At 50.9% G+C, this 11,918-nt stretch carries 12 protein-coding genes; 6 read left to right on the top strand and 6 right to left on the bottom strand.

What is annotated here, in order from left to right; all coding sequences use genetic code 11:
- Nucleotides 1-25: 25 nt before the first annotated feature.
- Complete coding sequence (locus WKR14_RS15455) at nucleotides 26-580, bottom strand: NADAR family protein (RefSeq protein ID WP_248953160.1); 555 nt, start codon at nucleotides 578-580, stop codon at nucleotides 26-28.
- A gap of 101 nt (nucleotides 581-681) precedes the next feature.
- Between WKR14_RS15455 and WKR14_RS15450 the strand changes: the two genes are divergently transcribed.
- The 4 genes from WKR14_RS15450 to WKR14_RS15435 all read left to right on the top strand — a co-directional run bounded on the left by WKR14_RS15450 (nucleotide 682) and on the right by WKR14_RS15435 (nucleotide 5,049).
- A protein-coding gene (locus tag WKR14_RS15450) for an IS3 family transposase (RefSeq protein WP_115389451.1) occupies nucleotides 682-1,832 on the top strand; the annotation gives its coding sequence in 2 pieces (ribosomal slippage) (nucleotides 682-925 and nucleotides 925-1,832; 1,152 coding nt in all).
- Between the two features lie 435 nt (nucleotides 1,833-2,267).
- Nucleotides 2,268-3,245: a transposase gene (locus tag WKR14_RS15445; RefSeq protein WP_339086779.1), complete on the top strand. Its 978-nt coding sequence runs from the start codon at nucleotides 2,268-2,270 to the stop codon at nucleotides 3,243-3,245.
- Nucleotides 3,246-3,369: 124 nt separating this feature from the next.
- Entirely contained in the window at nucleotides 3,370-4,347 is a 978-nt protein-coding gene (locus WKR14_RS15440) for a transposase (RefSeq protein WP_339086777.1), read from the top strand.
- A gap of 336 nt (nucleotides 4,348-4,683) precedes the next feature.
- On the top strand, nucleotides 4,684-5,049 hold the full coding sequence (locus tag WKR14_RS15435) for a hypothetical protein (protein WP_339086775.1): 366 nt from the start codon (nucleotides 4,684-4,686) through the stop codon (nucleotides 5,047-5,049).
- A gap of 78 nt (nucleotides 5,050-5,127) precedes the next feature.
- Here the strand turns inward: WKR14_RS15435 and WKR14_RS15430 are convergent, their stop codons facing one another.
- The 5 genes from WKR14_RS15430 to lolB form a co-directional block, all read right to left on the bottom strand.
- Entirely contained in the window at nucleotides 5,128-5,406 is a 279-nt protein-coding gene (locus WKR14_RS15430; RefSeq protein WP_339086773.1) for a type II toxin-antitoxin system RelE/ParE family toxin, read from the bottom strand.
- Nucleotides 5,403-5,687, bottom strand: coding sequence for a type II toxin-antitoxin system RelB/DinJ family antitoxin (locus tag WKR14_RS15425; RefSeq protein ID WP_226564684.1), 285 nt, complete (start codon nucleotides 5,685-5,687; stop codon nucleotides 5,403-5,405). Before WKR14_RS15425 ends, WKR14_RS15430 begins: the two co-directional genes overlap by 4 nt.
- Before the next feature lie 1,063 nt (nucleotides 5,688-6,750).
- Entirely contained in the window at nucleotides 6,751-7,698 is a 948-nt protein-coding gene (locus tag WKR14_RS15420) for a ribose-phosphate pyrophosphokinase (RefSeq protein WP_028779717.1), read from the bottom strand.
- Between the two features lie 78 nt (nucleotides 7,699-7,776).
- The gene (gene ispE, locus WKR14_RS15415; protein WP_101056817.1) at nucleotides 7,777-8,655 is read right to left on the bottom strand and encodes a 4-(cytidine 5'-diphospho)-2-C-methyl-D-erythritol kinase; all 879 of its coding nucleotides are present in this window, start codon (nucleotides 8,653-8,655) and stop codon (nucleotides 7,777-7,779) included.
- Nucleotides 8,652-9,323, bottom strand: a complete 672-nt coding sequence (lolB, locus tag WKR14_RS15410) for a lipoprotein insertase outer membrane protein LolB (RefSeq protein ID WP_101056819.1) — start codon at nucleotides 9,321-9,323, stop codon at nucleotides 8,652-8,654. Before lolB ends, ispE begins: the two co-directional genes overlap by 4 nt.
- Nucleotides 9,324-9,561: 238 nt before the next feature.
- Between lolB and hemA the strand changes: the two genes are divergently transcribed.
- Nucleotides 9,562-10,812 carry a glutamyl-tRNA reductase gene (hemA, locus tag WKR14_RS15405; protein WP_039034337.1) on the top strand — a complete coding sequence of 417 codons (1,251 nt, stop codon included), beginning with the start codon at nucleotides 9,562-9,564 and terminating at the stop codon, nucleotides 10,810-10,812.
- 14 nt (nucleotides 10,813-10,826) lie between these two features.
- Nucleotides 10,827-11,912: a peptide chain release factor 1 gene (prfA, locus tag WKR14_RS15400; protein WP_339086770.1), complete on the top strand. Its 1,086-nt coding sequence runs from the start codon at nucleotides 10,827-10,829 to the stop codon at nucleotides 11,910-11,912.
- Nucleotides 11,913-11,918 lie beyond the last annotated feature (6 nt).

Genomic DNA, 11,918 nt, shown 5'->3' with positions numbered 1-11,918 from the left:
TTGTTATTCTTTTGGCTTTTGATTGTCAGAGATCTTTGCTGAGCCGATCGCGAACTTCCATGAGTGCAAACCCTAACAGATTTAAGCCTTTCCATCTCCTGGGAATTTCAGATTCAGGATGATCTTGAGCGAGCCCTATCCCCCATACTTTATCTACAGGACTAGCCTCGACTAAGATACGGTTTCCAGTATTAAGCAGAAACGATTTTAGTTCAGTATGCTGAGCAAACTTAGCTAAGTTTGCATTAAGCACTATTTCAAAGCGTCTCTCATCCCAGACTTCTTGGTTGAACCCGACTACTTCCCGACCAATAGCTTTGGCTGCGCCAGGGTTGGTGGCAAGGAGGATTCTTTCACATGCAATGTCATCACCAAATAGCTTTGCCTTGTTATACATCATGTAATGCTCCGCAGTAATGAAGACGTTGCCTTCTTCTTCAAACTTTGCGTCATACCATTGACTAAAACAACTCTTGGAAATTTGTTCTCCTTTCTCCTGGTGTCCCCAGAAGAATATGTACTTGACCTTATTCCCTTGGTCTACGAAATCGACCAACTGTTCTCTTGTCCTAATTTTCAAAGTGATTCCTATGCTTGGTTGCTTTTTTACCTGCAAAATGATCCGCCCCGATAGTTTTGGACACCACGCTAAGCGAGTAAAATCGTTTAACGAGGTGAACAATGACATCAAAGACCAAACGACAAACCTATACATCTGAGTACAAAGCTGAAGCCCTTAAGCTAGCAAAAATCAAAGGGGTAAGCGCCGCCGCTAAAGAGCTGGGTATATACGACTCCCAACTCTACAACTGGCGTAATGCCGCAGAGAAGAATACGAACACCAGTCAGCGCGAAGCTGAGCTCACGGCCGAAGTGGCGCGACTCAAACGCCAGCTCGCAGAGCAAGCAGAGGACCTCGCCATTCTAAAAAAGGCGGCTACCTACTTCGCGAAGAATCAAAAGTGAACCGGTTTGCATTCATGCTTGAGCACCAGCATCGCTTCTCGGTAAAGCGTATGACTGTTGTGCTCAAGGTCTCGCGTAGTGGGTATTATGCATGGCGTAACGCCAGCTCCGAGCTTGGTAAACGACAACTGAAACGTGATGACAGGGATAGGAAAATCAAGGCCGCATTTGACGCCAGCAAACAGCGCGATGGTGCCCGACGCATTCAGGCCGAACTGGCAGATGACGGCGAGAGAGCCAATGTAAAAACCATTGCTGATAGCATGAGACGGCAACAGCTCGTGCCCAAAGCAGCCCGCAAATTCAAAGTGACGACTAACAGCGACCATCGCCTTCCTGTGGCGCCAAACCTGCTTGGGAGAGACTTTACCGCTGCGGCGCCCAATGAAAAATGGGTGGGCGACATCACCTACCTAATGACCAGCGAGGGCTGGCTGTACTTGGCCGTTATCATCGACCTTTACTCACGCGCTGTCGTAGGGTGGGCGATGAGCCCCCGAATGACAGCTGACTTAACCTGTAATGCGCTCCGTATGGCACTGTTTCGTCGCGGCATGCCCACAGGAGTCATCGTTCACAGCGATAGAGGCAGCCAGTACTGCTCACACGCTTATCGAAACCTAGCTTTGGCGCATGGTTTGAAGATAAGCATGAGCCGTAAAGGGAATTGTTGGGATAATGCTTGCGCCGAAAGCTTCTTCCACTCGTTGAAGGTTGAAGCGGTGCAATACGAGCCAATCATGAATCGAGAAACAATGCGTCGGGCTGTGTTTGAATACATCGAGGTTGATTACAATCGAACAAGAAGGCACAGTGCTCTGGGCTATATCAGTCCAGAAAACTACGAACTAAAGAGTGTTGCTTAGTAGCGTGTCCTGTATTAGCGGTGCGGATCAAAAAGACTTTCTTACCCTAGTCAGTTCAGGCCTTGGCACTGAACTCAGAGATTGCTATGAATTCTATAAGTTGTGTATGAGGTCATGCTACACCAGCTTACAATTTAGCGAAATTTCTTGAATGTTCACGGTCGGTGAAGAGTTGGCTTAAAGCCATGATAGCCGCTGTGCCAGCGGCGTAAAGTCGTGGAGCAAATGCATCCATGCACAAGGGCCAGTTCGCCATCCCTGGCTCTCGCTCGAAAGCACGTTGCTATGCAACTCTCGCCGCCCCACACCCGACCAAGAAGGGATCAACAGCAATCCCCTCTTGAAAAAATATAAAAAATATGGACACCCAGCGTTAATGGCGCAGTAGTTAGTCTCCGACTATCCTTTGTTTAAGCATTTAACAAGGAGGTTATTATGCCGCGCCCTCGCCGAACTCAAATCAGCCTTGAAGATACGCCTTACTACCACTGTTGCAGCCGCGTGGTGCGGCGTGCCTTCTTGTGTGGTGATGATGCCTACTCGGGCAAGAATTATGACCACCGCCGTGGTTGGGTAGAATCTTTACTGTTTGAATTGGAGGCCGTTTTTGCCATTGATGTGGCGGCATTTGCCATCATGAGTAATCATCTGCATCTGGTGTTGCATATCGATATAGAGACAGCAAACCGATGGACAGACAGAGAAGTGCTTGAGCAATGGCATAAGCTGTTCAAAGGTGATGAGTTAACCCACAAATTCACCCAGGGTGAGCTGATTGAAGCGTATGAAGTGCCCAGGCTGAAACGCACCATTGCGATTTATCGCAGTAGGTTATGTGACATCAGTTGGTTCATGCGTTGTCTCAACGAACCGATAGCGCGTCAAGCCAATCAGGAAGATAACTGTACAGGCCGATTCTGGGAAGGAAGATTTAAGTCACAAGCCTTACTCGATGAAGCAGCGGTGTTAACCTGCATGGCCTACGTTGACCTCAACCCCATCAGAGCCAAGATGGCCGATACGCCTGAGCAATCAGAGCATACCAGCATTCGGCTACGTATTCAGGCCGCTTTGAAATGCGAACAACCCACCAAGCTACTGCCCTTTATTGGCGATGAGTGCGATAACCAGCCCAATGGTATTGCGTTTGGGCTCAAGGGTTATCTTGAATTAGTGGATGATACCGGGCGTTGTATTCGCGACGATAAACGTGGCGTGATAGGTGAAAGGAGTGCCAAGCTACTGATGCGGTTGAATATCCATCATGAGAACTGGCTCAAGCTTACCACTGAATTTGGAAAACTATTTCGTGGGCCGGTAGGCACCTTGCAAGAGCTCAGCTGCTACTGCGAACACTTGGAGAAGCGACGACGGCATTTTGCAACCAGCTGTCAGTACTTTCAAATGACCTGAACCCCACGCTATCTCAACCACAGTCATTGAAATCCCCTAAGAAAAAATATGGACACCCAGCGTTAATGGCGCAGTAGTTAGTCTCCGACTATCCTTTGTTTAAGCATTTAACAAGGAGGTTATTATGCCGCGCCCTCGCCGAACTCAAATCAGCCTTGAAGATACGCCTTACTATCACTGTTGCAGCCGCGTGGTGCGGCGTGCCTTCTTGTGTGGTGATGATGCCTACTCGGGCAAGAATTATGACCACCGCCGTGGTTGGGTAGAATCGTTACTGTTTGAACTGGAGGCCGTTTTTGCCATTGATGTGGCGGCATTCGCCATCATGAGTAATCATCTGCATCTGGTGTTGCATATCGATATAGAGACAGCAAACCGATGGACAGACAGAGAAGTGCTTGAGCAATGGCATAAGCTGTTCAAAGGTGATGAGTTAACCCAGAAATTCACCCAGGGTGAGCTGATTGAAGCGTATGAAGTGCCCAGGCTGAAACGCACCATTGCGATTTATCGCAGTAGGTTATGTGACATCAGTTGGTTCATGCGTTGTCTCAACGAACCGATAGCGCGTCAAGCCAATCAGGAAGATAACTGTACCGGCCGATTCTGGGAAGGAAGATTTAAGTCGCAAGCCTTACTGGATGAAGCAGCGGTGTTAACCTGCATGGCTTACGTTGACCTCAACCCCATCAGAGCCAAGATGGCCGATACGCCTGAGCAATCAGAGCATACCAGCATTCGGCTACGTATTCAGGCCGCTTTGAAATGCGAACAACCCACCAAGCTACTGCCCTTTATTGGCGATGAGTGCGATAACCAGCCCAATGGTATTGCGTTTGGGCTCAAGGATTATCTTGAATTAGTGGATGATACCGGGCGTTGTATTCGCGACGATAAACGTGGCGTGATAGGTGAAAGGAGTGCCAAGCTACTGATGCGGTTGAATATCCATCATGAGAACTGGCTCAAGCTTACCACTGAATTTGGAAAACTATTTCGTGGGCCGGTAGGCACCTTGCAAGAGCTCAACTGCTACTGCGAACACTTGGAGAAGCGACGACGGCATTTTGCAACCAGCTGTCAGTACTTTCAAACGGCCTGAACCCCACTCTATCTCAACCACAGTCATTGAAATCCCCTGAACCATGGGTTGGGCTAACACGGTTCAAATCTCGCATTTTTGCGTGAAATCGGTTCGATTTCATCAAACTTCTGCAACGACAAAGTAACGTTCGACCTCAGTGTGCTCAAATTACCTAACGGTGCTTGAACGCAGACTGAAAGAAGATTAAGTTATTGTTTTATAGTGGGTGGCTTGATTTTTTTCTTCAGCAAAAACTATCATCTAAAATATAAGGAACAATATAAGAAACTCCATTTTGGTCATTATGGATGTCTCCATTTTGGCCATGTCTAGTTGCCAAAGGGAGATTCGAGAATGCTTCAAAGTGAGAAGGATTTTATTGATTGGATTGACAGGCTGTTGAACGAGGAACTTCCTACTAAAATTGTTGCTTTCAATATCAACATATATGAGTTTCCTTTTAGTATTGAAATAGTTGGTTCCAGTGAGTTCGACCTTGAAGATGAAGATTGGGCATGCAACGAAGATTGGGTACCTGAAAACCGAGTAATATCTGTTTCTAATTCAATCTTCGGTAGCTCATGGGAGGAGGCACAAGAAAATATTCTTGCAATGGCAAAGCACTATATTCAGTCCAGTTCAAAAAATGCGCATAAGTTAAAGGCGGCAAAAGCTTTTGCTGTCGGCTTTGTTGACGGTAATCTTAGCTATGTACAATAAGCAACTAACAAGCAAAGGTAGCATCGCCCCTGCGGGGCTGGACGCTGCTTTGAGCGTTAGTTTGCTCACCGACTACAATCAGTCGGTAGGGAATTTCTGCTTCTGGTGTAGAACTCGCATTATACGAATTACTAAGCCTTCAACCCAGTAGGAAACAATCATTGAGATTTCGGGGATAATTAGCAATCGTCCTCGAATACCATCACGTTGAACCCCCATCAGTGGTTGCTTAAGTAAATTCTCTACTTTAGCTTCGATGATTTCGTCAGTTTTATCTGCCGCGTCAGGGTTGAAGTCATAAAGAAACTCAAAGATCTTCTCACGATCATTTAGCGATTCTTCTTCCCATAAAATCATTGTTGACCTCGGTTACGAATCTTAGCTTTTCGTTCAGCCATTTTTGCTTTTGCTGAGTCATGATCAACAAATGAAGCTTTTCCTGAGTCAAGCTTCTCAAATGCTAGGTTTACTTGTTCAGTTAACCAATTGTCGTGAGATAACACTTTTCTTTGTTGCTCAGCCATTTGCTCAGTAAGCTCACGGCAAGCGTCACTAAGCGTGCGTCCTTGGCTCTCTGCCATTTGTTGAGCTAAGCGTTTAATTTCGTCATCAACACGAAATTGAATTCTAGTGTCCATGAGTAACCCCTAATTTATTGTGTGTACAAATGTTAGCACTAGCGTTAGGCTGGGGCAACTAACAAGTGACTGTGGCATTCCGTCAATAATTATTTCGCTAATTGTGATAGCTTTCGCCCCTTGGGTTCGATTTTTCAGAATGGTATTGAGTGTTACCAACAGCTTTCGGCGACTCCGAGGGGGGATTGGTGCAATTCTTCAAGAATAGAGTTGCTTGAAATTGTTTATATGCCCACAGACATACACCTCATTTCCAGGCACAGGCGGAACTGTGACCGTCGAAAACAGGGACGTTTTCGTCGATCGCCCAGGGATGGGTTTACAGCGAGTCACAGGACCGCCTGTGCAAAAGGTGCACCGCAGGTGATGGGTTACACATGTGGTTAAAAGCCTGGCAAGTATTGACGAGGGATTTAAGGCTTAAAGCAATGCTAGCCACTGTGCCAGTGGCCTAAAGTCGTGGAGCTTCGCCCCACACCCGAGAAAAGGGGGCTGTATCGACTCGCCCCCTTTCCAACCCCCCAGCGACCCGCGACGCAGCGGAAAACCCCTTGTGCTTATGATGCCAATTCGCTATCGCGCCAGACGCTCAGAGTCACATCCATGTGACTCTGGCCCAGCTCAACACCCTGTTTCGCGCTCGTTAGCTCGTCGCTAGGCGACACTCGCCCCTGATTAACTGGCGCAGAATGGGCATCTGCCGGACAGGAGTCCCAATGCCGTGAAGGGCAGGACGCCCGTGAACGGCCATGCCTCGCTACGCGATTGTCATCAACGCCCTGCGGCCGCTTCGAGCGGGAGTCGGTGCAATTCTGTGACAATGGAGTAGCTTGAAATATTTGAGAGTTCTGCAGACATACACCTCATTTCCAGGCACAGGCGGAACTGTGACCGTCGAAAACAAGGATGTTTTCGTCGAGGCTACAGGGACATATTCACGCCGTGTCACAGGATCGCCTGTGCGAGAGCACCCCGCAGCTGATGGGCCACATTATGGCAACCCAGATATCAAGCATAAAAAACGCACCCTAAGGTGCGTTTCTTGTTAACTGCTCAGGTTCGCTTAGTGCTGGAACATGGCAGAGATAGATTCTTCATTGCTGACGCGGCGGATAGCCTCGGCCAGTACCGCTGACATGGTCAGCTGGCTCACTTTGCCTGTCTTGAGCATTTCTGGGCTCAAAGGCACAGTGTCAGTGACTATGACTTCATCAATCACTGAATTTACTATGTTGCTGGCGGCATTGCCGGAGAATACCGGGTGGGTCGCATAAGCAAAGACGCGGTTGGCGCCGTGTTCTTTCAGGGCTTCAGCAGCCTTACACAGAGTGCCACCTGTGTCGATCATGTCATCAACTATGATGCAGTCACGGCCTTGAACGTCACCTATGATGTGCATTACCTGAGCCACGTTGGCCTGTGGGCGACGCTTGTCGATGATCGCCAGATCTGAGTCGTCGAGCAGTTTGGCTACGGCGCGGGCGCGAACAACACCACCGATATCGGGGGAAACAACAACCGGGTTATCCAGCTTCTTGGCCAGCATATCTTCAAGCAGCACAGGGCTACCGAAGACGTTGTCTACCGGTACATCGAAGAAGCCCTGGATCTGCTCGGCGTGCAGGTCACAGGTCAGTACTCTGTCGACACCCACGCTGGAGAGGAAATCGGCAACCACTTTGGCGGTAATGGGTACACGGGCGCTGCGGACACGGCGGTCCTGACGGGCATAACCAAAGTAAGGGATAACGGCTGTGATACGGCCGGCTGACGCGCGGCGCAGGGCATCAACCATTACGATCAACTCCATCAGGTTGTCGTTGGTTGGTGCGCAGGTGGACTGAATGATAAACACATCAGCACCACGTACATTTTCGTTTATCTGGACACTGATTTCACCATCGCTGAAACGGCCTACCTCTGCGTCTCCGAGTTTACAAAAAAGACGGTCTGCTATCTTTTTGGCGAGACTGGGGGTAGCGTTCCCAGCAAAGAGCTTGATGTCGGGCACTGTAAGAACCTCAGGCGTTTGCTTTATTTTAGTGGCTGGGATAAAACGGTTGCAGCGCTTTATCCCGGAAGAAACTGTTCAGAGGCGAGCCAGTCGACTCTGAAGCGGCGATCTATTTATCCCTTTGGCAACAAAGCCTTTGAATGATGACGGCAGCTTTGCCAGACAATCGAGAGCTTGTTGCTGTTTTTCGAACTCCCCGAACACGCAGGCACCGGTTCCGGTCATTCTGGACGGCGCATATTCTAGCAGCCAGCCCAAGGCCTTGGCAACTTGAGGGTAATGGCGACATACCAGTTCCTGACAATCGTTTTGCCAGGGGGCGCTCAGCAGTTCTTCCAGTGAGAGCTTGGGAGTATCCCTCGGTAAATCAGGATCATGGAACACTTTTTCAGTGGAAACGTGGGCCTCGGGAACCAATACCAGATACCAAGGTTCGGCCGGTTTCACCGGCTGAAGTTTTTCGCCTACCCCTTCGGCAAAGGCCGCCACGCCCTTAATGAACACAGGGACATCTGCGCCGAGTTTTAAACCAATTTGTTCAAGTTCCGCTTCGCTCAGGCCGGTTTGCCACAGGGCATTGAGGGCCACCAGAGTCGTGGCTGCATCCGATGAACCGCCTCCCAGACCGCCGCCCATGGGCAGTTTCTTGTCGAGCCAGATCTCGGCCCCCAGTTCGCAGCCGCTGGCTTGCTGCAATGATTTTGCGGCCTTGAGAATTAAGTTATCGCTATCCGGGACAGCGGCGCCCAAATTGGAGTGCAGCTTGAGTTCGCCATTGGCGGTGACTTTAAAGTCCAACAGGTCGCCATGGTCGAGAAACTGAAACAGGGTCTGTAGTTCATGGTAGCCGTCTTGGCGGCGGCCATTGATGTGCAAAAACAGATTCAGCTTGGCCGGGGCCGGCCAGCCAAGTGAAAGGCTATTGGGCTGGAGAGTTGGGTGGTCGAGGCTCATGGCTGTTGACTTTCCTTGGTGGTGAGTTTCGGCTCGGCTTCGAGTGCCTGCCACTCGGTTAACTGGATCTTGAGTTCGAGTGCGCCGCGATTGAGTTTTAGAAGGCGCGGGATATCGGCACCGCTTTGTTGCTGCCAGCTGAGATACTTCACCTGCCACGGAGGGCTAACGCTGCCGTCTTCCAGGCTCTGAGGCTTGCCATCATTGCCTGTGAGCAGGAGTTCAGTGTCGGCGGCGCTGAGGCCAAGCACCCAGCGGGGCAGGGCGTTAAGGGGAATGCTCCAATTGCTGAGGCCATCGAGTAAACGCTGCGGGTCTCGGTTGCGGTAGACTTCGCCGTCCAGCTCCAAAAAGGCGCCGTCCGGGCCGCTTTTCAGCAGCATCACACTGGTGCCCAACATGGTGGTGAGTCTCAGCTCTTCTGTCGTTGGAGTATGCAGCCAATAAAGATTGGTGCTGAATTTTTCCTCAGGCGTCTTTACCGCCAGCTTGCCTTTCAGCTCCCAGGCCTTGGCTTGTTCTGCGTGCTGAACTTGAGTTGCCTGCCAGCGGGCATCGGGCAGGCTGCTACAGGCGCTGAGTAGGCCAAGCAGCAACAAGGGCAACCACAAGCGCAGTGCCGACAGCGGTGTAAAACAGGTTTTTGTGAAGTACTTCAAAATAATCATCTGTTGTTCACTGTGTAGGCCGCCTATGATACGAGGGCTTTGGCAGAATACCAATAAGCGTCGAACCCTGTGGTGTCGCCCTTGTGGCTTTTGCCAGCACCTGTTCAGCTTAATTGATAAATTGGTTGAGAAGTTAGACCTTTATTCGGTTTTGTTAAGCGTATTCTGTTTTTAAGGTGGCCAATTCAGTAGAATGGCCGCATCCTACAGCGACGCCAAGAGTCCAGAACGAGTTCAGATGAGCCTTGTAGCAATTGGTATAAACCATAAAACCGCCACTGTTGACCTGCGTGAGAAAGTTGCCTTTGCCCCGGATAAGATCCATGACGCCATGCGTAGCTTGGCCAAGGAGACCCAGAGCGGGGAAGCCGTCATCGTTTCCACCTGTAACCGTACCGAGCTTTACTGCAATACAGAAAATGCCGAGCAGGTGGTGCGTTGGTTGGAAGACTATCATGGCCTGAGCCATGAAGAGGTGGCCCCTTGCCTTTACCAACACTGTGGTCAACCCGCGGTGCAACACCTGATGCGGGTCGCATCCGGGCTCGACTCTCTGGTGCTGGGCGAGCCGCAGATCCTAGGTCAGGTCAAACAGGCGTTTGCCAAGGCCAAGGAATCCGGCACTGTGGCACTGACACTGGATCGCCTGTTCCAAAATACTTTTGCCGTGGCGAAGAAGGTGCGCACCGAAACGGAAATCGGTACTGCGGCGGTTTCGGTAGCCTTTGCCGCCGTCAGCATGGCCAAACATATCTTCTCCTCTCTGGCGACTACCAAGGTACTGCTTATAGGTGCGGGTGAAACTATAGAACTGGTTGCCCGCCATCTGAAGGAAAACGGTGTGACCAGCATGGTGGTGGCCAACCGTACTATTTCCCGCGCCGAAGCGATGTGCGAAGAGTTTAATGCCCAGGCGATTACCCTGGAGCAGATACCAGATTTTCTCCCCAAGGCCGATATCGTGATATCCTCTACCGCCAGTCCGCTGCCTATTCTGGGCAAGGGCATGGTAGAAAAAGCGCTGAAGCAGCGCCGCCATCAACCTATGTTATTGGTTGATATAGCGGTTCCCCGTGATATTGAGGCAGAAGTCGGTGATTTGGACGATGCCTTCCTCTACACGGTCGATGATCTGCAAAGCATAATCGAACAGAATATGGCCTCCCGTAGAGAGGCCGCCGAGCAAGCGGAAGTCATTGCCGAAGAGCATTCACACCAGTTTATGGAGTGGGTTCGTTCACTGGAATCGGTCGACAGCATTCGCGAATATCGTACCCAGAGCATGGCGATTAAAGATGAGCTGGTTGAACGGGCTATGAACAAGTTGGCGCAGGGAGCAGACACAGAGCAGGTGCTGCTGGAACTGGCTAACCGCCTGACCAACAGACTGATCCATGCTCCGACCCAGGCCCTGACAGCTGCCAGTCGTCAGGGGGACCTCAATGCTTTGGGTCAATTGAGAACCGCGCTCGGCTTGGATAAACACTAAGGTTAGCGAGCTAAATGAAGGAATCCGTTATCCGCAAGCTGGAAGGCTTGCTTGAGCGTAATGAAGAAGTATTGGCCCTGCTCAGTGACGCAGATGTCATAGCGGATCAGGACAGGTTCAGAGCCCTGTCACGGGAATATGCTCAGCTTGAAGATGTGGTCAAAGGCTTTAAGGCCTACCAGCAGGCGCAGGTGGATCTGCAAACCGCACAGGAGATGCTGGCCGAGGAAGATCTTGAGCTGAAAGAGATGGCTCAGGAAGAGATCAAGGCGGCCCGCGCTCAGTTGGAGCTGCTGGAAGGTGAGTTGCAAATTCTGCTGTTGCCCAAAGATCCCAATGATGCCAGCAACGCCTTTCTGGAAATCCGTGCCGGTGCCGGCGGTGATGAAGCCGCTATCTTTGCCGGTGATCTATTCCGTATGTACAGTCGTTATGCCGAGAGCCAGCGCTGGCAGGTCGAAGTCATGAGCGCCAGCGAAGGCGAGCATGGCGGTTTCAAAGAGGTGATAGCCAAAGTCAGCGGTGACGGTGTTTACGGCAAACTCAAGTTTGAGTCCGGTGGTCACAGGGTACAAAGGGTGCCGGAAACCGAATCCCAGGGGCGGGTGCATACCTCGGCCTGTACCGTGGCCGTTATGCACGAAGTGCCCGAGGCCCAGGCGGTGGAAATCAACCCGGCCGAGCTGCGTATCGACACCTTCCGCTCTTCCGGTGCCGGTGGTCAGCACGTTAACAAAACCGACTCGGCAATTCGTATTACCCACTTGCCCACAGGCTTGGTGGTGGAATGCCAGGATCAGCGCTCGCAGCACAAGAACAAGGCTCAGGCCTTGAGCGTACTGGCGGCGCGGTTGCAGGCGGCCGAAGATGAAAAGCGCCGCAGCGCCGAAGAATCTACCCGTCGCTCTCTGGTGGGCAGCGGTGACCGCTCAGAGCGGATCCGTACCTATAATTTCCCTCAGGGAAGGGTGAGCGACCACAGGATCAACCTGACACTGTATCGTCTCAATGAGGTGATGGAAGGAGACTTGGAGCAGCTGCTTGAGCCTTTGATGCAAGAGCATCAGGCCGACATGCTGGCGGCTCTGTCCGACGAATAAAAGGAC

This window comes from Shewanella chilikensis (assembly GCF_037953065.1).
Taxonomy (GTDB): Bacteria; Pseudomonadota; Gammaproteobacteria; order Enterobacterales; family Shewanellaceae; genus Shewanella; species Shewanella chilikensis.
The sequence above is the reverse complement of the archived record's forward strand: the minus strand, read 5'-3'. Positions and strand labels throughout refer to the sequence as shown.

Excerpts from the sequence above, each read along its gene's own strand:
- WKR14_RS15445 (WP_339086779.1), top strand. The coding sequence starts at position 2,268 with ATGCCGCGCCCTCGCCGAACTCAAATCAGCCTTGAAGATACGCCTTAC.
- WKR14_RS15440 (WP_339086777.1), top strand. The coding sequence starts at position 3,370 with ATGCCGCGCCCTCGCCGAACTCAAATCAGCCTTGAAGATACGCCTTAC.
- WKR14_RS15435 (WP_339086775.1), top strand. The coding sequence starts at position 4,684 with ATGCTTCAAAGTGAGAAGGATTTTATTGATTGGATTGACAGGCTGTTG.
- WKR14_RS15430 (WP_339086773.1), bottom strand. The coding sequence starts at position 5,406 with ATGATTTTATGGGAAGAAGAATCGCTAAATGATCGTGAGAAGATCTTT.
- WKR14_RS15425 (WP_226564684.1), bottom strand. The coding sequence starts at position 5,687 with ATGGACACTAGAATTCAATTTCGTGTTGATGACGAAATTAAACGCTTA.
- ispE (WP_101056817.1), bottom strand. The coding sequence starts at position 8,655 with ATGAGCCTCGACCACCCAACTCTCCAGCCCAATAGCCTTTCACTTGGC.
- lolB (WP_101056819.1), bottom strand. The coding sequence starts at position 9,323 with ATGATTATTTTGAAGTACTTCACAAAAACCTGTTTTACACCGCTGTCG.
- hemA (WP_039034337.1), top strand. The coding sequence starts at position 9,562 with ATGAGCCTTGTAGCAATTGGTATAAACCATAAAACCGCCACTGTTGAC.
- prfA (WP_339086770.1), top strand. The coding sequence starts at position 10,827 with ATGAAGGAATCCGTTATCCGCAAGCTGGAAGGCTTGCTTGAGCGTAAT.